This window comes from Bacillota bacterium, from assembly GCA_023511835.1.
Lineage (GTDB): Bacteria > Bacillota > Sulfobacillia > JAIMAT01 > JAIMAT01 > JAIMAT01.
This window is the reverse complement of the sequence record JAIMAT010000010.1, coordinates 23,668-43,643: the sequence shown is the minus strand read 5'-3', so window position 1 is coordinate 43,643 and position 19,976 is coordinate 23,668. Positions and strand designations below refer to the sequence as shown.

19 protein-coding genes and 1 pseudogene are annotated in these 19,976 nt (G+C 72.6%); 10 read left to right on the top strand and 10 right to left on the bottom strand.

What is annotated here, in order from left to right; genetic code table 11:
• The first annotated feature begins 72 nt into the window (after nucleotides 1-72).
• Nucleotides 73-168, top strand: a pseudogene (locus K6U79_03550) (hypothetical protein).
• Nucleotides 169-454: 286 nt separating this feature from the next.
• On the opposite strand, the gene K6U79_03545 reads toward K6U79_03550, so the two are convergent.
• The 3 genes from K6U79_03545 to K6U79_03535 form a co-directional block, all read right to left on the bottom strand.
• Nucleotides 455-1,747: a S8 family peptidase gene (locus tag K6U79_03545; protein ID MCL6521431.1), complete on the bottom strand. Its 1,293-nt coding sequence runs from the start codon at nucleotides 1,745-1,747 to the stop codon at nucleotides 455-457.
• A gap of 16 nt (nucleotides 1,748-1,763) precedes the next feature.
• Nucleotides 1,764-2,741, bottom strand: coding sequence for an ATP-binding protein (locus K6U79_03540; protein ID MCL6521430.1), 978 nt, complete (start codon nucleotides 2,739-2,741; stop codon nucleotides 1,764-1,766).
• Between the two features lie 504 nt (nucleotides 2,742-3,245).
• Entirely contained in the window at nucleotides 3,246-3,500 is a 255-nt protein-coding gene (locus K6U79_03535; protein ID MCL6521429.1) for an ATP-binding protein, read from the bottom strand.
• 754 nt (nucleotides 3,501-4,254) lie between these two features.
• Here K6U79_03535 and K6U79_03530 point away from each other — a divergent pair.
• The 7 genes from K6U79_03530 (at nucleotide 4,255) to K6U79_03500 (ending at nucleotide 10,429) form a co-directional block, all read left to right on the top strand.
• The gene (locus K6U79_03530; GenBank protein ID MCL6521428.1) at nucleotides 4,255-4,743 is read left to right on the top strand and encodes a spore coat associated protein CotJA; all 489 of its coding nucleotides are present in this window, start codon (nucleotides 4,255-4,257) and stop codon (nucleotides 4,741-4,743) included.
• Between the two features lie 11 nt (nucleotides 4,744-4,754).
• A complete protein-coding gene (locus K6U79_03525; protein MCL6521427.1) occupies nucleotides 4,755-5,018 on the top strand; it encodes a spore coat protein CotJB in 264 nt (87 codons plus the stop codon).
• A gap of 63 nt (nucleotides 5,019-5,081) precedes the next feature.
• Nucleotides 5,082-5,657, top strand: coding sequence for a manganese catalase family protein (locus K6U79_03520; protein MCL6521426.1), 576 nt, complete (start codon nucleotides 5,082-5,084; stop codon nucleotides 5,655-5,657).
• 126 nt (nucleotides 5,658-5,783) lie between these two features.
• On the top strand, nucleotides 5,784-7,043 hold the full coding sequence (locus K6U79_03515) for a family 1 glycosylhydrolase (protein ID MCL6521425.1): 1,260 nt from the start codon (nucleotides 5,784-5,786) through the stop codon (nucleotides 7,041-7,043).
• Between the two features lie 3 nt (nucleotides 7,044-7,046).
• Nucleotides 7,047-9,446: a GNAT family N-acetyltransferase gene (locus tag K6U79_03510; GenBank protein ID MCL6521424.1), complete on the top strand. Its 2,400-nt coding sequence runs from the start codon at nucleotides 7,047-7,049 to the stop codon at nucleotides 9,444-9,446.
• A 94-nt stretch (nucleotides 9,447-9,540) separates the two neighbouring features.
• The gene (locus K6U79_03505) at nucleotides 9,541-9,885 is read left to right on the top strand and encodes a hypothetical protein (GenBank protein ID MCL6521423.1); all 345 of its coding nucleotides are present in this window, start codon (nucleotides 9,541-9,543) and stop codon (nucleotides 9,883-9,885) included.
• 40 nt (nucleotides 9,886-9,925) lie between these two features.
• Entirely contained in the window at nucleotides 9,926-10,429 is a 504-nt protein-coding gene (locus K6U79_03500) for a PaaI family thioesterase (GenBank protein MCL6521422.1), read from the top strand.
• A 6-nt stretch (nucleotides 10,430-10,435) separates the two neighbouring features.
• On the opposite strand, the gene K6U79_03495 is transcribed toward K6U79_03500, so the two are convergent.
• The gene (locus tag K6U79_03495) at nucleotides 10,436-11,353 is read right to left on the bottom strand and encodes a hypothetical protein (protein MCL6521421.1); all 918 of its coding nucleotides are present in this window, start codon (nucleotides 11,351-11,353) and stop codon (nucleotides 10,436-10,438) included.
• Nucleotides 11,354-11,573: 220 nt separating this feature from the next.
• On the opposite strand from K6U79_03495, the gene K6U79_03490 reads away from it, so the two are divergent.
• Nucleotides 11,574-12,167, top strand: a complete 594-nt coding sequence (locus K6U79_03490; GenBank protein ID MCL6521420.1) for a hypothetical protein — start codon at nucleotides 11,574-11,576, stop codon at nucleotides 12,165-12,167.
• A 54-nt stretch (nucleotides 12,168-12,221) separates the two neighbouring features.
• Here K6U79_03490 and K6U79_03485 read toward each other — a convergent pair whose 3' ends face one another.
• Complete coding sequence (locus K6U79_03485; GenBank protein ID MCL6521419.1) at nucleotides 12,222-13,220, bottom strand: S-layer homology domain-containing protein; 999 nt, start codon at nucleotides 13,218-13,220, stop codon at nucleotides 12,222-12,224.
• Nucleotides 13,221-13,439: 219 nt separating this feature from the next.
• Here K6U79_03485 and K6U79_03480 point away from each other — a divergent pair, with 219 nt between their 5' ends.
• Nucleotides 13,440-14,951, top strand: coding sequence for a S41 family peptidase (locus K6U79_03480; GenBank protein ID MCL6521418.1), 1,512 nt, complete (start codon nucleotides 13,440-13,442; stop codon nucleotides 14,949-14,951).
• 68 nt (nucleotides 14,952-15,019) lie between these two features.
• Here the strand turns inward: K6U79_03480 and K6U79_03475 are convergent, their stop codons facing one another.
• The 5 genes from K6U79_03475 to K6U79_03455 form a co-directional block, all read right to left on the bottom strand.
• A complete protein-coding gene (locus K6U79_03475) occupies nucleotides 15,020-15,430 on the bottom strand; it encodes a response regulator (GenBank protein ID MCL6521417.1) in 411 nt (136 codons plus the stop codon).
• Nucleotides 15,431-15,645: 215 nt separating this feature from the next.
• The gene (locus tag K6U79_03470) at nucleotides 15,646-16,152 is read right to left on the bottom strand and encodes a hypothetical protein (GenBank protein ID MCL6521416.1); all 507 of its coding nucleotides are present in this window, start codon (nucleotides 16,150-16,152) and stop codon (nucleotides 15,646-15,648) included.
• A gap of 170 nt (nucleotides 16,153-16,322) precedes the next feature.
• Nucleotides 16,323-17,999, bottom strand: a complete 1,677-nt coding sequence (locus tag K6U79_03465; protein MCL6521415.1) for a CTP synthase — start codon at nucleotides 17,997-17,999, stop codon at nucleotides 16,323-16,325.
• A 128-nt stretch (nucleotides 18,000-18,127) separates the two neighbouring features.
• Entirely contained in the window at nucleotides 18,128-19,003 is an 876-nt protein-coding gene (locus K6U79_03460; GenBank protein ID MCL6521414.1) for a polysaccharide deacetylase family protein, read from the bottom strand.
• Nucleotides 19,004-19,067: 64 nt separating this feature from the next.
• On the bottom strand, nucleotides 19,068-19,955 hold the full coding sequence (locus K6U79_03455) for a DMT family transporter (protein ID MCL6521413.1): 888 nt from the start codon (nucleotides 19,953-19,955) through the stop codon (nucleotides 19,068-19,070).
• Nucleotides 19,956-19,976: the final 21 nt, after the last annotated feature.

Here is a 19,976-nt window from a genome sequence, read left to right as displayed (position 1 = left end):
CGCGACGCGCCCAACCTGGAAGAGGGGCGCCGCCTCGCCCAGGACTTCGTCGCCCGCTACGAGCGGGTTCTCCCCTCGGCCGTGCACAGCTTCCAGGACGACCTCGAGGCCAGCCTCCAACACCTCCGGCTGCCGGCGGGGCACCGGAAGTTCGTGCGGACCACCAACCTGATCGAACGGAGCTTCGAGGAGGAGCGGCGGCGGACCAAGGTTCTCCCGCGCTTCTTCGACGAGCGGAGCGCGCTCAAGCTGATCTTCGGCGCGCTGATCCGGGCCGCCGCCCGCTGGCAGCAGATCCACCTCACCCAGCTCGAACAGCGGCAGATCCTCGCCCTTCGCCAGGAGCTGGGCCTGGATCCGGTGCCGCCGAAGCCCGGCAGAGAGAACGAGGGTGAAAACCCGAGCTCCGATGCGTCCCGGGCAGCCTGAACGCTTTTACAGCGTCAGAGGGACATCATCGGTCGAATATCCGTCCAGCCGCCAATGCGTCAATGGCTGCAGACCAAGACGTGGGCTGGCCGCGATCCCGCTGGTCGTTTGCTGTCACAGCGAGCGAGAAGACGCGTCGTCGATCCGGTGCAAGGATTTCTGCGCGAGAAACTGCCTGCGCAGTGATCGCACCGTATAGGTTTGGATGATTGTCCCCGCGCGGTGGGAGGATCTTCACTGACTCAAGCCGGTGGTGGACGCGGACCAGCGCGCTACCACTCAAGAGCGGCGTAAGATCACCATACGCGGCAAGGCCAGCCATCTCCGTCCCATGACCCATACGGCCTGGTCCACCGCCGTCATCATGTCCCCCCCACGTGGGATCTACGGACGTGACCCCCGACTGATCAATGACCGGTTGAAGCAGGGGATGCCCGCTCGCAACGCCCGTATCCAGAATGCACACTGCAGGGGCATCGGTCGGCGGACGGGTGATTCGCCGAGAGAAGTCCTCGGCCCAGGCGAGTTGGTCCTGTCGAGACATGTCGACGAAGAACGCGGCGCTTTCTTTAGCCCGCCGCACCTCGGCCACATCATTAAGGACGTCTATCGAGCCGGATAGCTGTTCTGGCGTTGCCCGAACTAGCACGACGATCCGGTCGTCAAATACAAGTCTTTGTTCTCCCATGTGAAGTCCCACGACACGTGCAAACTCACAGAGGCGTTCGACCTCGTGTCCGTCATGGACGCGAAGCCACACCTCCCACCAAATGGTTTCGTGTTCCCGTGGGTAAGCTGTCACAGCGTCTGTCCAGAGTTCCCGCAACGCGGCGCGCCGAACATCAGCAATTCGATCCACCATGTCCTTGTGTCGAGGCTCGCCTTTGCTCGTCTGCTCGGTGGCATACTGCTCAAAGCGCGTGAAAAAGTGTTTGAGTTTGCCGTCTGGAATAAATACCGTGGCACGCTGAACGGGGTCACCATCGGAGCCTGATTTTACAGTCTGTACGGCAACAACCTCTATCCGCTGACGCCGATCTTCAAGAGACTTAACGTTAAGATCGATTCCCGGTAGGCTTTCGAACTGGACGTAGATACCCGGCTGCGCGCCGTGCACGGTCAGACCCAGGGCTGCACGCTGCTCTAAGGCCTCCTGTTCCGCCTTTTGCAGCGAGGTGCGGAGAGCGGCTGCGTGAGTCAAACGGTCCTCGGGGCCAGGAAGAGGTCGAGGTAAGACGCGTCGTTTGGGCGGACGATATGGCTCAACTGCCGGCTCCTTGGGAACGATCAAGTGTCTCTTATCACGGATCGCGCCCATAGATCAATCCCCGCCATCATAATGAACGCATCTTACGACGCTCGGCGAGAGCTTCCAAAAGTTCCTTTGTACGAACATAGTTTCTGCGTTCAAGAATTGCGTTCTTAGCGACTTGTTCGCACGCGCGGGTGACGTCCGCGTGGCTGAGCCTGTCTGTGGCTTCCCGTACCTTCGCCCAGTCGACATCAGTTATGTCTAGATGTGCAAGCCGGGCGCGGATGAGTTGTTCTGCGAGGGATTGGGAGGGTAAACAGTACTCAATGAGCGAATCGAAACGGCGGAAAAGCGCTTCATCAAGGAGGTGGGGATGATTTGTGGCGGCGACGATGAGGCTGTCGGAGTCGTCCACCTCGAGAAATTGAAGAAAGGAGGTGAGAACGCGGCGGATTTCGCCGACGTCGTTGCGCGCTGAGCGCTCTCCGCCTAGCGCATCGAACTCGTCGAAGAGATAGACAGCGCGTGTGGCATGGATGGCGTCGAAGATGAGGCGCAGCTTGGCTGCGGTTTCGCCGAGATATTTGGTGATAAGCCCATCCAGCTGAATGGTGAAGAGGGCTAGCCCTAGTTCGCCAGCGAGAGCAGCAGATGTCATGGTCTTGCCCGTGCCGGGTGGACCGCTTAGGAGGAGCTTGCGGATCGGCGAAAAGCCGTGCTCGCGGAGTGATGCACGGTTGCGTTGCTCCATAAGAACGCGGTCGAGCCTGGTGCGGACGAGGTGGTCGAGGGTCATATCAGCAAGCCTGATTTTTGGGTATGTGGCACTGAGGAGACCGGCCAACTCGCCTCGGGGCTGGACGATGGGTACGGGCTTGGCAGGTAGGGACTTTGGACGTGCGCGTACCTCATCAACCAGGTCGCGGAGCTCCTGGGCCAGTTTGGTATGACCCTGGCGGGCCTCCCGGGCAGCGAGCTGTAGGGCGACGGCGTAAAAGCGCTCGTCGTCGCCCTCGGCATGGGTGCGAATCAGTGCCTTTAGCTGCTCGGCCGTTGGCACGGCTATTCCCGCCCTTCGCCGTCGGGTGAACGTTCGATGGCCTCAAGAACGCAGGGAAGCAATCTGAGCCAAGGGCATTGCCCGACCTCCTTGAGACTAGTATTTGCGGGACAGCCGACCGCGAGGCAGATGGCCCGCGGGCGCGCTAACCGGAGGCGCATCAGCCAAGCGCCCTTGGGTGGTAAGAACCAAGCCATGTCGCCGGGAAGATGGTACCAGCAATTTCCATTGTTCGTAGCACGAACTCCCTAGGTAGCATACGCTGCCAAAGCCGGGGTGGGTAGGCCCGCGTTCAGTCACTAACGGGCTTTCGCCTCCTCTGCCGCTCTCACATGGGGCGCCGCGTCCTGCTAGCGGCGGTCGTGGGCCAACTTCGCCACAGCTCCCATGGACCTTCCCCTTACCGCCTGGGTAAAGCGACTCCTGGCAGGCGGCACCGCGCCGCTACTTCCGCCAGGAGTCGATGGCCAAGCTGCGGAAAGACCAGGAGGTGAGGCGATATCCCTACCGCCGACGGCGGTATCCCGATCCTGAAGCTGCCGCCAGGGAAGTTCCGCCACGAGCTGGGACGCTGTTGAGCTCGCTCAGGAGTCTTGCGAGCCGCAAGTAGCGGAAACGGAAACCCTGACGGCAGGCGGCGTTGCCGAGCGCGCAAGCCACGAAGGTCTTCCCAGCTCCCGTAGGGCCGGTGATCAAGGCGTTGGGGCGTTCCAGGAGCCAGCGCCCTTCGGCCAGCTGGTGGACCCACGCCTTGTCCACCCGGTGCGGTCTCGAAGTCGTCGCCTCCACCGAGGTGGGGAGCCGCAGATGCGCCTCCTCCAGCTGCCAGCTGCCTCTGGACCCGGCGGCTCTGTCGCTCGCTCCATTCGCGGTCGACGAGTTCGTGTTGTCGGTGTATATGTCGAAGGCGACGCCCTCGTTATCGAATCCGCGCGCCAGCAGTCTCCAGGTTCAGCCACGGCCGGCTCTTCTGGCGTCCGAATCTCGGTCCCGGGAACCGGCCGACCTGTCCGGCTTCACCTCGGTCTGTTCCCTCGGTCGTAGCTGGAGGAAACTCAGCTCATCCGGGACTTTTCCACCACGACCTGGGATACAGGCGACGGCCGCCGTCACGGGCGGCATCTTTGCCTACAGCTCGGTATGCGCTTGACGTGCCTCCTCCCTACTGCTTGCCCCAGCGTGCCGGGTCGGTTCCTCCGGGGAGGATCCCCGCTTTGGTCTACCGGCTACGTCGCCGAGGGGCCAAGGCGGAGGGGTCGCCCCGCTTGGATCTTCGGAGGGGATTGGGGACAAACCAGGTCTGCTGGTTCCCTAATTACTACCAACCCAGTTGGGGGCAGATTGGGGACCGAAGACTCCGACAGCCCCCGATTCCAGGTACCGCTGCACGCGCTGGACAACACCGCCAGCCCGTGCAGGACAAGGCTTTCCGCCTCCGGCCACCGCGGCTGCCGCACCCTTCCCGGAAGCCGTCCATATGCTGGCTTGACCACGTCGGAAGGGAGGAGAGGCGATGCTGCGCGATCCGCGGCGACGTCGCGGCACGGAGGCGGCACCCGCCGGCGGGCCGCCGGGCGGCGGGCAGCCGGCCGGCGCGGGCGGCGGGGAGGCCGCCGCCGGCCTCCCCGCCGGGGAGGCGGCCGCGCCCGGGAGCGGCTCGGCGCAAGGGGGCTTTTACGACAACTGGGGCGGGGGAGGCGCCGGAGCCGGTCCGGGGGCCGGACCCGGTCCCGAGGCCGGCCTGCCTCCCGACCTGCCGGCTTGGCCGCCGGCGGGACCGGGCGGAGCCGTCCCGCAGCCGGGGCCGGGGAGCTATGTCCTCCCCGCGGGGATCGATCTGACCATGGCCTTCGTCCCCATCCAGAGCGCCGCTTCCTACAGGAACCAGTTCCCGCTCGAGGAGGCGCTCCGCCAGGGCTCGCTCTGGCCCGACCTGGTGCGCCCCTACACGGGGCGGCCCTGGCGCACGCCCGCGGGAGGTGGCCGCGCATGGACGAGGTGAAGGCGCAGGGGATGACGCCCGACGCGCTCTCGCTGCGCATGCAGCAGCTCCACTTCGCCGCCCTGGAGATCAACCTCTACCTGGACACGCACCCCGACGACCGGCGGGCGCTGGACGACTACAACCGGCTGGTCTCCGAGCTGATGGTGCTCCACCGCGAGTGGGTGCGCCGCTTCGGTCCTCTGATGAACCACGGCGAGGATCCCAGCGGCTACCCCTGGCAGTGGACGCGGACGCCCTTCCCCTGGCCGCTCTGGGGCGGGCCCGACCCCTGAGGCGGGCCGGGCGGCAGGCGGCGAGTCGACGGCCCAGGCGGTGCCACGGAGGAGGCGAGCGGCATGTGGGTCTTTGTCAAGCAGCTGGAGGTCCCCATCGAGATCACCCGGCCCAACCCGGCGCTGGCCAAGGTGATCATGACCCAGTTCGGCGGCCCGGACGGCGAGTTCACCGCCGCCTGGCGCTACCTGACCCAGTCCTTCGCCATGCCCACGGGGCGGGGCAAGGCGATCCTGACCGACATCGGCACCGAGGAGCTGGCCCACATGGAGATGGTGGGCACGCTGGTGCAGAAGCTGATCCAGGACGCCTCCCCGCGCGACCTGGAGCGGGCGGGGCTGGGCGGACACTACGCCCAGCACGGCTACGCCATGTTCCTGGAGGACGCCAACGGCGTCCCCTGGACGGCCACCTACTTCCAGTCCTTCGACGACCCCGTCACCTGCCTGCACGAGGACATGGCGGCGGAGGAGAAGGCGCGCACCACCTACGAGGACCTGCTCGACCTCTCGGACGACGAGCGCGTCTCGCGGGTGCTCGCCTTCCTGCGGCAGAGGGAGGTGACGCACTTCCAGCGCTTCGGCGAGACGCTGGACTACGTCCAGGAGCGCTTCGCCCGCCGGCGCACCGTCTTCTGAGCGGGCCGGCGGCGGGAGGCGGATAATGGCGGTGGGCCCGGGGCCGGCCGGAGGCCGGCGCGGCGCCCGCCGCCTTCGTTCGCGTGCCGCGCGGGGCGGCCGAGATCGCGTCCGAGGTGAGCGCGCATGGTCCCCGAGGACTTCCGCTTCCCCGCCGGCTTCCTCTGGGGGGCGGCCACCAGCGGTCACCAGGTGGAGGGCGAGAACCGGCTGAGCGACTGGTGGGCCTGGGAGCAGCTGCCCGGCCACGTCGCCGGCGGCGACCGCTCGGGGCTGGCGGCCGACCACTACCGGCGCTTCCGCGAGGACATCGGCCTGCTGGCCGACCTGGGGCTGAACGCCTACCGCTTCGGCGTGGAGTGGGCGCGGGTGGAGCCCTTCCCGGGCGACTTCGCGGAGGGAGAGCTGGAGCACTACGCCGCCATGGTGGAGGCCTGCCGGGAGCGGGGCGTCACGCCGCTGGTGACGCTCTACCACTTCACGCTGCCGCGCTGGCTCGCCAACCGCGGCGGCTGGCTCTGGCCGCGGGCGCCGGAGCGCTTCGCCGCCTACGCGGAGCGCGTGGTGCGGGCGCTGGCACCGCACGGCGTGGAGTGGTGGGTGACAGTCAACGAGCCCATGGTGCTGGCGGTGCAGGGCTTCCTGGCGGGGATCTGGCCGCCGCAGCTGCGCTCGCCGCGGGCGGCGGCGCGGGCGCTGGCGGCGCTGGCGGAGGCGCACCGCCGCGCCTGGGAGGCGGTGCACGCGCTGGGCGGCGGCTCGGCGATGGCGGGCGTGGCGCAGAACATGATCGACTTCGTGCCGCTGGACCCGCGCCGGGCCGGCGACCGGCGCGCCGCCCGGCTCCACTGGCGGCTCTTCAACCTGGACTTCCTGGAGCGGATCCGCGAGCGGCAGGACTTCGTCGGCCTCAACTACTACTCGCGCAGCTGGAGCCGCTGGAGCTGGCGCCTCCAGGGGCTGCTCAGCCCGCTCAGCGCCCTGCCCGGCCAGCGGACGACGCAGATGGGCTGGGTCTGGGCGCCCGACGGGCTGGGCCGGACGCTGGAGGCGGCGGCCGCCTACGGGCGCCCGGTGGTGGTGACGGAGAACGGCATCGCCACCCTGGACGACCGCGAGCGCCAGCTCTGGATCCGCCTCCATCTGGAGCAGGTGGCGGCGGCGCTGGCACGCGGGCTGGACGTGCGCGGCTACTTCTACTGGGCGCTCCTGGACAACTTCGAGTGGGCGGAGGGCTTCCGCCCCCGCTTCGGCCTGATCGGCGTCGACTACGCCACCCAGCGCCGCGAGGTACGGCCCAGCGCGCGCTACTACGGCGAGATGGCGCGGGCGGGCCGCCTCCTGCCGCTGCCGCCCGAGGCGGCCGGGCTGCGCGAGGAGGGATAGGCGGTGGCGCGCGTCATCCTGCGCGACGGCACGGTGGCGGAGCTGCGCCCGCTCGGCCGCGAGGCGCGCGACCGGGAGCGGCTGCGCGAGCTCTTCCGCAGCGCCTCGCCGGACAGCCTCTACTTCCGCTTCTTCCACGCCGTGCGCGAGGTGAGCGAGCGGGAGCTGGAGCGGCTCCTGGCGGGCGACGGGCGCGAGGCGCTGGCGCTGGTCTGCGAGGCGGGGGAGCGCTTCCTGGCGGTGGGCAACTACGCGCCCGCGGGCGAGCCGGGGACGGCCGAGGTGGCCTTTCTGGTGGACGACCGCTACCAGGGGCGCGGGCTGGGCACGCTCCTCCTGGAGCACTTGGCCGAGGCGGCCTGGCGGGCCGGCTACCAGCGCTTCGAGGCGGTGGTGCTGCCCGCCAACCGCAGGATGATCCAGGTGCTCTACGACTCGGGCTACGAGACCCGCGAGCGCTGGGAGGACGGGGCGGTGCGCATGGTCCTCCCCCTGGGCGCCACCGAGCGGAGCCGGGCGCTGCAGGAGACGCGGGAGAAGCTGGCCACCGCGGCCTCCCTCGAGCCCTTCTTCCGGCCGGCGACGGTGGCGGTGGTGGGCGCCTCGCGCGACCCGCAGCGGCTGGGCCACCTCCTCTTCCGCCACCTGCTGGAGGGAGGCTTCCAGGGCGTCGTCTACCCCGTCAACCCCTCGGCGCACGCGGTGGCGGCCGTCCGCGCCTATCCCAGCCTGCGCGACCTGCCCGAGCCGGTCGACCTGGCGGTGGTGGTGGTGCCGGCGCGCGAGGTGCTGCAGGTGGTGGACGACTGCGTCCAGGCGCGCGTCCGCGCGGTGCTGATCACCTCCGCCGGCTTCGCCGACGCCGGGCCGGAGGGCGAGGCGCTCCAGCAGGAGGTGGTCCGCCGCCTGCGCGCCGCCGGCATCCGCCTGGTGGGCCCCAACTGCCTGGGCATCGTCAACACGGCGGAGGCGGTCCGCCTCAACGCCAGCTTCGCCCCGCGCCTGCCCGCCCGCGGCCGGCTGGCCTTCGCCAGCCAGTCGGGGGCGCTGGGCGTGGCCATCCTGGACGCGCTCAGCCGCATCGGCGTCGGCCTCTCCAGCTTCGTCAGCATGGGCAACAAGGCCGACGTCTCGGGCAACGACTGCCTCCAGTACTGGGAGGACGACCCGGAGACGGAGATGATCGCCCTCTACCTGGAGTCCTTCGGCAACCCGCGCAAGTTCTCGCGCATCTGCCGCCGCATCACCCCCAGGAAGCCGGTCCTTGTGGTGCGCGGCGCGCGCACCGCCGCCGGCGTCCAGGTCTCCGAGGCGCGCCAGGCCGCCGGCCAGGCGCGCGAGGTGGCCGTGGAGGCGCTCTTCCGCCAGGCGGGCATCATCCGCGCGGACACGCTGGAGGAGCTCTTCGACGTGGCCGCCGTCCTCGAGGCCGAGCCGCTGCCGGCGGGCGAGCGCGTGGCGGTGGTCACCAACAGCGCCGGCGGCGCCGTCATCACCGTCGACGCGCTGCGCGCCGAGGGGCTCCTCCTGGCCCGCCCGCCGCTCGACCTGGGCTTCGAGGCGCTGGCGGAGGGCTACCGGCGGGCGCTGCCCGAGGTGCTGCGCGACCCGGAGGTGGACGCCGTCGTCGTCCTCTTCGTCCCGGCCGGCCTCTCCGACGAGGCGGCGGTGGCGCGCGCGCTCCTGGAGGGCGTGCGCGAGGCCGAGGCGGAGGGCGTGCGCAAGCCGGTGGTGGCCAACTTCCTGCCCTCCGCCGAGCGCGCCTACGCCGTCCGCTTCCTGGATCCGGAGGCGCGCCGCCTGCCCGTCTACCCCTTCCCCGAGCGGACGGTGCGGGCGCTGGCGCGGGCAGCGCGCTACGCGGCCTTCCGCCGCCGGCCGCGCGGCCGCATCCCCGACCTGGAGGGGGCCGACGTGGAGCGGGCGCGCCAGCTGGCGCGCGAGGCGCTGGAGCGGCTGGCCCCCGACGAGGAGGAGCGCTGGCTGCCCGCCGAGGAGGCGGAGGCGGTGGTGGCCGCCGCGGGCCTGGAGGTGGAGCCGTCGCGGGCGCCCGAGCGGGGGCTCCGGCTGGCGGTGACGGTGGAGCCGGACCCGCTCTTCGGGCCGCTCCTCCTGGTGCGGCGCCTGGCGCCCACCGCCCGCCGCGGCGAGTTCGTCCCCCTGGGCGAGCCGCTGGCCCGCATCACGCCGCTGACCGACCTGGAGGCCGCCGACCTGGCCGCGGCGGCACTGGGCGAGGGGGCGCCGGCGGAGGCGGTCGCCTGCCTGGCCGACCTCTTCCTGCGCCTCTCGCGCCTGGCTGAGGAAGTGCCCGAGCTCCGCCGCCTGGAGCTCCCCGACGTGCGCCCGCTGCCGCCCCGCGCCTGCGCGCCCGCCCCGCGCGTGGCCGTGGCCCGCCCCTGAGCCGGCCCGTCTCGCGGCACGGGCCGCCGCCCGGCGTGAGCCGCCCGGCATGCGACGGCCGCCGCCGGCGCATCCTAGCCGGGGGGTGTTGGCCTTGGCGACCACGGAAGCCGGCCTCGGCGCCGTCACGCGCGAGCTGGAGCGGATGGTGGAGGAGCTGCGCTCGCGCCGGGAGACGCTGAAGGTCGCCTACCGCCTGGCCGACGGCTGGGCGGTCGCCTTCCGCTTCCGTCCGGAGGAGTGCGAGATGGTGGAGGGGCGGCTCGACATCCACGCACAGGGGGCGGTCCTCTCCGCCCGCGCCGACGCCGTCGCCGGCGTGGAGCGGCTGGGCGAGGGCGCCTACCGGCTCCGCCTCCGCGCCGAGCCGGGCGAGCTGACCGTCCGCCCCGACCGCTACCCCGGCGGCGAGGCGCGCGAGGAACTGCTACGAAGCTAGCTGCCGGCGGCTCTGGTATGCTCATCTCGACCCCCGGGAGGTGGTCGCGCTGGGCGTCCAGGGTCTTCCGCCGTCAGCCGGCGCCGCCGGCGCCGCCTTTCCCTTCGATCGCTCCCTGCTCCCCGACAATCCCGCCTGGGAGCTGCTGGGCCTCGTGCCCGTGCGCGTCTCCGACCAGGAAGCGGTGGTGGAGATGCCCGTGGAGCGCCGCCACCTGCAGATGGCGGGCCGCGTCCACGGCGGCTTCATCGCCACCCTGGTCGACACCGCGGCGGGCGTCGCCGTGGTGGCCAACACGGCCCCGGGCACGCGCCACGCCACCATCGACCTGCACGTGGAGTTCGTCCACGGGGCGACGCTGGAGTCCGAGCGCCTGCGGGCCACGGCGCGCATCCGGCGCATCGGCCGGACGGTCGCCTTCCTGAGCGTCGACGTGGTCGACGCCCGGGGCGAGCTGGTGGCCATCGGCACCGCCAGCTACCACCTGATGCGTCCCGCGGAGGCGGGCCGCGCCGACGGCTCGCCTCAGGCGGGGACGGCCTGACGGGCCTCAGCGGCCGCTCGCCGTCGCCCCGTCGGCCGCCGCCTCCGGCACCGCCTCCTGCCCCCGCGCCCAGTAGTCGGCGAAGAAGGCGGCGAGTACGCCCACCATCAGGCCAAGCACAAGCGCCACCGCCAGGTTGAGCGCCTTGCGCGGCGCCACCGGAGCCTCGGGCAGGCGCGCGTCCTGGAGGACGGTGGGCGCCGCCACCGCGTCGACGGACTGGCGCAGCGCCAGCAAGCGGTCGAGGTCGCCCTGGGCCTGGGCCAGCACTTGGCCGACGGCGGCGACTGAGATCATCGTCGCAGTGCTGGGGTTTCCACCCGGCCCGAGGGTGGCCTGCAGCCGGTCGAGCGCGGCCTCTTCACCCGCCACCCGCCGCTCGCCCACCTGGATCTGGAGGTCCAGCTGCTGTCTGGCCAGGTTGACGGCGGCGCCGACGAAGGCCCGCCGCCATGCTGTCGCCAGCCGGTAGGCCTCCTCCGCGCTGGGCGCCCGCGCCGTGACCGTCAGGGTGCCGCCGTTGCTGTCCGCCTGGACGGCGAAGCTTTGCTGCAGCTCGCTGTAGTTCTTCTGCCACCCTACCTCCCGGGCCACCTGGGCGAGGACGACGTCGGAAGATGCCATCGCCGTATAAGCCTGGATCTCCGACTGTCCGGTGGCGTTGCCGGTCGATCCCGCCGAGCCTTGGACAGCGGAATCCATACCGTAGATCATGTCTAGGAGCGCTTGGTTGGCCGGCGGCGCCACCTGCACGGAGACGGCGTACGTCGGAGGAAGGACGGCGAAGCTGAGGACGCCGGCCACCGCCAGCGCGATCAGGGTGACGCCGGCGATCCACCACTTCCTGCGCACCAGCGTGGCCACCAGCTCGCGCAGGTCGATCTCGTCTTCGTAGACGGCTTCCCGTTCCATCGAAGGCTGCATGACGACCTCCCCACCCGCGGTTCGACGACAGCGTTGTCGACGGGAGGCTCTTCTTGCCCGCGTTGCCAACGTCCTGCCTGCCCCTCGCGGCGGAGCCGGGGAGCGGCCTCCCGCGCCGCCTCCCGGCCATGGTGGCGCGGCCGCGCGGACGTATACTGGGCGCCGGTCCGGGTACCGCTTCCTGCCGCGGTATCCGCGACCAGCTCTTCCGGTGGAGGCGATGGTGACCATGGCGACGCGCGCCTGGCCCAGGACGGCGGGCGCCCTGCTGCTGGCGGGCGGCCTCCTCCTCGCGGGCTGCGGCTCTTCGCCGGCCCGCTCGGCCTCGGTGGCGAACGGCGCGACGCCCTCCGGGAACGCCGCCGGAGCCACCGTGCCCGGCGCGCCGGCGGGGAGCCCGGGCGGGCGCCCCGGCGCAGGAAGGGGTTTCGGCGGCTTCTTCAACCTGGGCGCGGCCGCCCAGTACCTCGGTCTCACGACCGCGCAGCTGCAGCAGCAGCTGCAGCAGGGCCGCTCGCTGGCCCAGGTGGCCCAGGCGGAGGGGAAGAGCGTCCAGGGGCTGGAGCAAGCGCTCCTGGAGGCGGCGAAGAGCCGGCTCGACCAGGCGGTGAAGAGCGGCCAGATGACGGCGCAGCAGGAGCAGCAGCGGCTCCAGGCCATGCGGCAGCGGATCGCCGCCTTCGTCGAGCGGAGCGGGCCTCCGGGGCCGCCGCGCGGCTTCCCCGGGGGAGGTGCCCCGGGCGGCGGGAGCGGCGGCCCCGGCGGAGGGAGCGGCACCTCGCCGGGCGGGGGCGGCTCGTCCGGCTCCTCCTGAACGGGCGGGCCGTGAACGGGCGGGCCGGGCGCAGGGCGGCCCGCCGGCCGCCCCCTACTGCACCGTCTCGATGCCGGTCACCTGGCCGTCGTTCAGGTAGAGGCGGACCAGCGTGCCCACCTTCAGGTCGGACCAGCTGGCGAAGCCGATGGCGATCACCTGCGGCGCCAGGGCGAAGAGGTCGGGGTCGCGGTAGGTGACCGTCTCGCCCAGGGCGGCCAGGGCGCCGGGCGCCGGGCGGATCGCCTCCGGCGCCTCCGCGGAGGCCGGGTCGAGAGAGGAGAGGATGCGCGTCGAGCCGAGGGCGCTTCCTGCGGCGGGGGGGCGGATGCGGATGGTGGCGCCGTCCAGGACCGCCACTTCGCCCTCGGCGCCGCCCGTCCGCGCGAAGAGCGTCTTGCCGTCGGGGCCGGGGATGAAGAGCGCCCGGTAGGCCACCTGGGCGACGAAGCGCCGGGTGGCCGCGGCGGACGGGTCGACGGTGCTCTTGTCGGCCAGTCCCTGGGCGTCGGCCAGGTCGACCCAGTTGCCGGGCCAGGAGCCCGGCGCCGACGTGTAGCCGGCCGTCCGTGCCAGCGCCGCCAGCACCTCCGCCTCGCTGACCGGCCGGTCGGGGCGGAAGGTGCCGTCGGGGTAGCCGCGCAGAAGCCCCGCGCTGTACGCCACGTTGACCGCCCCGCGCGCCCAGTTCGGGATGGCGGCCGCGTCGGCGTAGGGCGGCTGGAAGCTGGACATGACGCTGGCCACGCCGGCCCGTCCCGTCAACTGGGCCAGCACGCTGGCGAACTCCGCCCGGTCGATGGGGTCGTCGGGCCGCACCGGCCCGCCCGGGCCGCCGTCCCCCTGGAAGGCGCCCAGTGCGGCCAGTGCGCCGAAGACCTGGGCGTCGCCCGGGGAGGCCAAGTCGCTGAAGAGCCGACCGGCGGGGACGAGGCGCACCGAGGGCGCCGCCAGGGCCGCGTGGACAGGGAGGAGCGCGGAGAGCAGGGCCAGGAGCCCGGCCGCCAGGAGAGAGAGGCCCGCCCGCCGGGCCCGGAGCGGCTGACGTCGCATTGCGGCGCGACCTCCGTCGAAGCGCGAGTGGTCGGATGAAGTCGCCTCTGAGTATAGCCGCCGGAGCGCCGCCCGCTCCCGCCGGGGCGCGGCTGTAACCGAACCGTAAAGGCCCGAGTCGGCACGGCAGGCCGCCCGGCGGCCCGGAGACCGCCCCGGAGGCAGGAGGCGCCCCCTCCGGCGGGAATTCCCTTGCGATTGGCATAGAGGAGGCGTCTCATGACCCGTATCCGCCATCGCCTGTTCCGCCCGCGCCTGGCCGCGCTCCTGCTGGCCTGGGCGCTGGCCTTCGCGGCGTTCGCCCCGGCCCCGGCCTCCGCCCAGGCGGCACCGGCGCCCGAGCCCGCCCAGGCGCCGTCCGCCGGCGAGACGGCGCAGGGGACGACCCCGGCGGTCACCAACACCCAGCAGCTTTTCGACGCCGTCCGGCAGCTGATCGAGCAGGACTACGTCCGGAGCGTCTCCCCCGACCAGCTCTGGCAGGGCTCCATCCAGGGCCTCCTGGAGTCGCTGGGCGACCCCTACTCCGTCTACATGACGCCGCAGGAGTACCAGAGCTTCAGCAACCAGGTGATCACCGGCCAGATCGTGGGCGTCGGCGTCCAGCTGGAGACCATCAACGGCCTGCTCACCGTGGTGGCGCCGGTCCCGGGCAGCCCCGCGGCGCGTGCGGGGCTCCGCGCCGGCGACCGCATCGTGGCGGTGGACGGCCAGGACGCCAGCGGCTGGAGCACGCAGGAGGCGGCGGCGCGCATCCAGGGTCCCGCCGGCACCCCGGTGCGCCTGACCATCCAGCGGGCGGGGCGCCCGCCCTTCGACGTCACGCTCACCCGGGCGCCCATCCGCCTCCAGCCGGTGACGGTGAAGAGCTTGCCCGGCGGCATCGTCGACCTGGTGGTCAGCGGCTTCGACCAGCAGACGGCCGACACGGTCTCGCTGGTGGTCCAGTTCTTCCGCATGCAGGGCAAGGATCGCTTCATCCTCGACCTGCGCGACAATCCCGGCGGGCTCCTCTCCCAGGGCGTGCAGGTGGCCAGCGTCTTCGTCCCCCAGGGGCCCGTCGTCCGCATCCGCACGCGCGGCGAGACGGCCCAGGACGAGCAGGTGCTCCAGTCGGCCACGCAGCCCTGGCCCTTCAAGCTGGCGGTGCTGGTCAACGAGGGGACGGCCAGCGCGGCCGAGATCGTCGCCGGGGCCATCCAGGACCGCGGCGTGGGCCGCCTCTTCGGTACCCGCACCTTCGGCAAGGGCTCGGTGCAGCAGATCTTCGAGCTGCCCGACGGGGGCGCCGTCAAGCTGACCACGGCGCTCTACTACACGCCCTCGGGGCGCGCCGTCGACGGTGTCGGCATCCTGCCCGACGTGGTCGTGCCCGACCCCTCGGCCCCCGACTTCGGGCCGCTCAGGCTGACGCGGCTGCTCCGGCCGGGGCAGGTGGGCCTGGACGTGCTGGCCATGCAGGAGTACCTGAAGGCGTGGGGCTTCGACCCGGGGCCGCTGGACGGCGTCTTCGGACCGCGGACGGAGGGCGCCCTGCGCGCCTGGGAGCGGGCGGTCAACCGGGGGAGCTGGACCTCGGACCCCTGGCTGGCGCAGGCGCCCGTTCCGGACGGCGGCTCCGTGCGGAGCGACGGCCTCCTCGACCAGCGGCAGGCGGACCTGCTGGTGCAGCCGCCGGTCGTCGACACGCAGCTCGAGGCGGCCGCCCGCTACCTGCAAGGGCAGCCCTGAGGCCGCTCCTCCCGGCGGGGACGACGAACCGGCCGGCTGCGGGGCCGTCAGCACCGGGGCCGGCCGGTTCAGGCGGAGAGCCAGGAGGCGCTCCGGTTTCGCCGCGAGTACTCGACCCAGCGGGCCACCTGGCTCTCCAGGTCGTCCAGGTCGAAGGGCTTCACCAGGTACCCCTGCGCCCCCGGCACCTCGGGCGGACCGTCCAGCTCCGTTCTGGCCGAGAGGATGATGACGGGCAGGTCGGCGGTGGCGGGGTCGGCGCGCAGGCGGCGCAGCACCTCGTAGCCGTCGAGGCCCGGCATGAGCAGGTCGAGCAGGACGACGTCGGGCCGCCGGCGCGCGGCCAGCTCCAGCGCCTCGGCACCGTCCGCCGCCTCCAGCACCGTGTAGCCCTGGAGGCCGAGATCCGTGGCCAGAAGCTGGCGGATGTAGGGCTTGTCGTCCACGGCCAGGACCACGCCCCGCGCGCCTCCGTCCACCTCGGCGCGCTCCGTCGTGCCCAGTCCGCTCTCCTCAAAGGAAGCATCCAAACCCACGGTCAACGGGATCACCCCCCGCCTCCGCCCCGACCCCCAAGGGGTACAGGCTTCTTCCCGGGACTTAAGCCGATTCCTTCCTCCAATACTGTTTCGATGGCAGGCGGAGCGATTGGTCTCTTTCGCGGGCGAGCGGCGCGAGTCGGGCTCCGCGCCGGTCACCCCTGTCCCGGACGGCAGCCGGCGCCAGCCTCCACGGGGTCGGGCTCCCCGTCCAGGACCGGGCCCGGCTCCTCGCCGACCGCCACCTCCCGCAGCGCCCGGGCGAGCAAGAGCGCCCGCTCCAGCTCGCGCTCCGCCTCCCGGGCGCCCTCCACGAGGCGGCGCAGCTCCGGCGGGAGGCCGGTCTGGGGCCGCGCCAGCAGCTGGAGGACGCCGTGGAGGACGGTCAGGCTGGAGCGGATCTCTTCCTCGGGATCCCACTCCGGGCGGTTTCGCGCGGCCGGCGACGGGACGAGCAGCGGGGCGCCGCGGGATCGGCCCGGCTCCTGCTGGAAGGCGACGGGGAGCTCGAGGCGGCGGTTGCGGCGGATCATCAGGTGCCGCCAGACCTGGAGGACGGTCGGGACGCCCGCGGCGGGACGCCCCTCCGGCGCGCGACGGGCTGCGGACGATTCGGTCCAGCCGGCCTCCAGCGGCCGGGCCGGCTCTGCGGGGTTGTGCACCAGGGTAACCTCCCGGAGCGAGAAATCACAATCCCGATCCTAGAGGCTCGGGCGACGTCCCGTCCAACGCAAATTCGGCGCCCCTTCGGCCGGTGGCGACGCGTTTCGCCGGAAGTCGACGCGTCCGGCGGCGGGCGGCGGGGGCCGCGGGGTCCGGCCCCGCCCGGGCTCTACCGTCCCGCCGTCCTCTCGACTTCGGCCTCCAGCGGGCGGCCCGACTGGCGGCGCCGCTCCAGGGCGGCGCCGACGAAGGCGGCGAAGAGCGGGTGGGGGCGCGTGGGGCGCGAGCCGAACTCGGGGTGGAACTGCGTGCCCAGGAACCAGGGGTGCTGGCGGCGGTCGAGCTCCATGATCTCCACCAGGTCGCCTTCCTGCCAGAGGCCGGAGACCTCCAGGCCCGCGCGCCGGAGCGGCTCCCGGTAGGCGTTGTTCAGCTCGAAGCGGTGGCGGTGGCGCTCCAGGACCTCCTCGGCCCGCCCGTAGGCCTCCCAGGCCAGCGTCCCCGGCGCCAGGCGGCAGGGGTAGCCGCCGAGGCGCATGGTGCCGCCCAGCTTGGTCAGGTTCTTCTGGTCGGGCATCAGGTCGAAGACCGGGTCGGGGGTGTCGGGGTCGAACTCGGTGCTGTTGGCCCGCTCCAGGCCCAGGAGCTCCCGCGCGAAGTCGATGACCGCCACCTGCATGCCCAGGCAGACGCCGAAGTAGGGGATCCGGTGGTGACGGGCGAAGCGCGCCGCCGCCATCTTCCCCTCGATGCCGCGCGAGCCGAAGCCGGGGCCGACCAGGATGCCGTCCAGCTCGCCCAGCAGCGCCGCCGGATCGGTCTCGGGCGACTCCAGCGCCTCCGACTCGATCCACTCGATCTCCACCCGCGCGTCATGGGCGGCGCCGGCGTGATGGAGCGCCTCGACGATGCTCAGGTAGGCGTCGGGCAGGCGCACGTACTTGCCCACGAAGCCGATGCGGACGCGGTGCCGCGGGCGGCGGATGCGCTCCACCATCTCCCGCCAGGGACGCAGGTCGACGCTCCGCCGCGGCTGCAGGCGCAGGCGGTCGAGGACGATGCGGTCCAGGCCCTCCCGGTGGAGGAGGAGCGGCACCTCGTAGATGCTGGCCGCGTCCACGTTCTCCACCACCGCCTCGGTGGGCACGTCGCAGAAGAGGGCGATCTTCTCGCGCATCTCCGGCGAGAGCGAGCGCTCCGAGCGGCAGACGATGACGTCGGGCTGGATGCCGATGGAGCGGAGCTCCTTGACGCTGTGCTGCGTCGGCTTGGTCTTCTGCTCGCCCGAGGCCTCGATGTAGGGCACCAGCGTGACGTGGAGATAGAGGACGTCGTCGCGGCCCAGGTCGATGCGCAGCTGGCGGATGGCCTCGAGGAAGGGGAGGCTCTCGATGTCCCCCACCGTCCCCCCCACCTCGACGATGGCCACGTCGGCGCCCGCGCCCGCCGAGCGGATGCGGTGCTTGATCTCGTTGGTCAGGTGGGGGATCACCTGGACGGTGCCGCCCAGGTAGTCGCCGCGCCGCTCCTTCTCGATGACGCTCAGGTAGATCTGACCGGTGGTGATGTTGTGCGCGCGGCTGACGGTGGTGTCGGTGAAGCGCTCGTAGTGCCCGAGATCGAGGTCGGTCTCGGCGCCGTCGAGGGTGACGAAGACCTCGCCGTGCTGGAGCGGGTTCATGGTCCCGGCGTCGACATTAATGTAGGGATCGACCTTCTGGAGCGAGACGGTGAAGCCGGCTTCCTTCAGGAGCCGTCCCAGCGAGGCCGCGGTGATGCCCTTGCCCAGTCCGGAGACGACCCCTCCCGTGATGAAGATGAACTTGGTCGGGCGCTGCGGCCCCATGCGGGTACCTCCCGGAAGGCAACATGCGACGTGCTCGCGAGAGAAAGCGGATCAGGACGAGGCGGGGCCGCCCGGTCGCACCGGGCCGGCCGGCCGTCCCCCAGTCTAGCGATGGCCCGCGAAGAGTGTCAACGCGAGGCGGGCGCGGCCGCCGGGCGCGGGGCCGCGGCGGACCCGGCGGACCGGCCGGTCGACCCGAGCCGGGCCGCCCGCTCCAGCATCTCGCTGACCGTCACCACCTGGTAGTGCTCCGCCCGCAGCCGCTCCAGGATGGCGCCCAGCGCGCGCACGGTGTTCCGGCGGTCGCCGCCGCCGTCGTGGAGAAGGATGATCTCGCCGCCCTGGATGCGGTTGCAGCAGCGCTGCACGATCAGCCCGGGCAGCGCCCCGGCCCAGTCGAAGGGATCGTGGCCCGGCGTCCAGAGGACCACCGTCATCCCCAGCCGCGCGGCGACGGAGAGGACGGTGGCGTTGTAGCGCCCGTAGGGCGGCCGGAAGAGGCGAGCCGGCCGCCCGGTCAGGCTCCGGATCAGCCGGTTCGTCCGCGCCAGCTCCTCCTCCATGGCCCCCTCGCTCAACCGCTGGAAGCTGGTATGACTCCAGCCGTGGGAGGCCACCTCGCTCCCGGCGGCGGCGATGGCGCGCACCAGGTCGGGATGGCGCTGGGCTTCCTGGCCGACGACGAAGAAGGTGGCCTCCGCCCGGTAGCGGCGCAGGATCGCGAGGATCTCGGGCGTGAAGCGCGGGTCGGGCCCGTCGTCGAAGGTGAGGGCGATCAGGTGGTCGCCCGGCCGGGCCGCGGTCACCACCCGGGCGGTGGCGCGCCCCGGTGCGGTGGCGGAGGGCGAAGCCGCCGGCGATGCGGCGGGCGGCGCCGTCGTCGCCCCCATGGCCAGGGCCCGCGCCAGGCCGGCGAGGGCCACCAGCGCCGCGGCCGCTCCGGCGCAGGCCAGGGCGCGCCTCCAGCCGCGGCAGCCGCCGCTGCCCCAGAAGACCGCCTTCACGCGCTCTCCCCCTCGCCCCGGGGCCGGCACGGCCGGGAGGCGCCGGCCGCCCCGACCCGCCGCCTCAGGCCGCCAGGCAAAAGGAGCCTGCCGCCATGAGCAGCGCCGGCAGGAGCTTTCCGCGCCCGCTCTCTCCGTCCAGCGCGATGCCGGCCAGCGCGGCCAGGAGGCCGGCCAGCGCGCCGGCCGGCTCCAGCACCGTCAGCGGCAGCCGGGGGAGGAGCAGGACCAGCAGCAGATAGGAGCCCGCGTTGGCCGCCCCCGCCCCCGCCGTCGCCCCCGGCCGGCGGCGCAGGAGCCCGGCCACCTCGCCCCACTCGCCGCCCGCGGTGACCGCCAGCGCCGTCCAGAAGGTCACCTGGGCGTCGACGACGGCGGCGTAGAGCACCGGAGGAAGCCCGGCGGCCGCCTCCCGGTCGAGGAGGCGGGCGGCCGCCGCCAGTACCCCGTACCCCACCGTCGCCCGGGCGGCCCAGCGCTCCTCCTCCGCCGCCCCCCCGTCCCCCGCCGGCACCGGCCGGGCGAGGCGGACCGTCCCCGCCGCCATCAGCGCCATGCCGGCCAGGCGCGGCAACGTCGGCCGCTCGCCGCCGAAGCCCACCGCCAGCACGAGGAGCGCCAGCTGGTTGACGGCCGCCAGCGGCGCCACGCGGCTCAGCTCGCCCCGCACCAGGCCGGCCACGTAGAGCGCGAAGGCGGCGGTGTAGACCAGGCCGGCGGCGACCAGCTCGGGCCACCGCCCGGCCAGGCGGAGCATCCCCTGCCGCGCCGCGTCGCCCCCGGCCCCCAGCGCCGCGCCCAGGGCGAAGGGCAGGAGCGCCAGCGTCGCCCAGGCGAAGAAGAGGAAGGTGACCGCCAGCTCGCCCGCCCGGCCGCCGGCGAGGCGCTTGACCAGCAGCTGCTCGCCCGCCAGCAGGAGGATCCGCCCGGCCAGCAGGAGAGCCGGCGGCATCGCGCCACCCCGCCCTCTTCC

Excerpts from the sequence above, each read along its gene's own strand:
- K6U79_03485 (MCL6521419.1), bottom strand. The coding sequence starts at position 13,220 with ATGCGACGTCAGCCGCTCCGGGCCCGGCGGGCGGGCCTCTCTCTCCTG.
- K6U79_03515 (MCL6521425.1), top strand. The coding sequence starts at position 5,784 with ATGGTCCCCGAGGACTTCCGCTTCCCCGCCGGCTTCCTCTGGGGGGCG.
- K6U79_03525 (MCL6521427.1), top strand. The coding sequence starts at position 4,755 with ATGACGCCCGACGCGCTCTCGCTGCGCATGCAGCAGCTCCACTTCGCC.
- K6U79_03520 (MCL6521426.1), top strand. The coding sequence starts at position 5,082 with ATGTGGGTCTTTGTCAAGCAGCTGGAGGTCCCCATCGAGATCACCCGG.
- K6U79_03545 (MCL6521431.1), bottom strand. The coding sequence starts at position 1,747 with ATGGGCGCGATCCGTGATAAGAGACACTTGATCGTTCCCAAGGAGCCG.
- K6U79_03480 (MCL6521418.1), top strand. The coding sequence starts at position 13,440 with ATGACCCGTATCCGCCATCGCCTGTTCCGCCCGCGCCTGGCCGCGCTC.
- K6U79_03455 (MCL6521413.1), bottom strand. The coding sequence starts at position 19,955 with ATGCCGCCGGCTCTCCTGCTGGCCGGGCGGATCCTCCTGCTGGCGGGC.
- K6U79_03530 (MCL6521428.1), top strand. The coding sequence starts at position 4,255 with ATGCTGCGCGATCCGCGGCGACGTCGCGGCACGGAGGCGGCACCCGCC.
- K6U79_03495 (MCL6521421.1), bottom strand. The coding sequence starts at position 11,353 with ATGCAGCCTTCGATGGAACGGGAAGCCGTCTACGAAGACGAGATCGAC.
- K6U79_03490 (MCL6521420.1), top strand. The coding sequence starts at position 11,574 with ATGGTGACCATGGCGACGCGCGCCTGGCCCAGGACGGCGGGCGCCCTG.
- K6U79_03465 (MCL6521415.1), bottom strand. The coding sequence starts at position 17,999 with ATGGGGCCGCAGCGCCCGACCAAGTTCATCTTCATCACGGGAGGGGTC.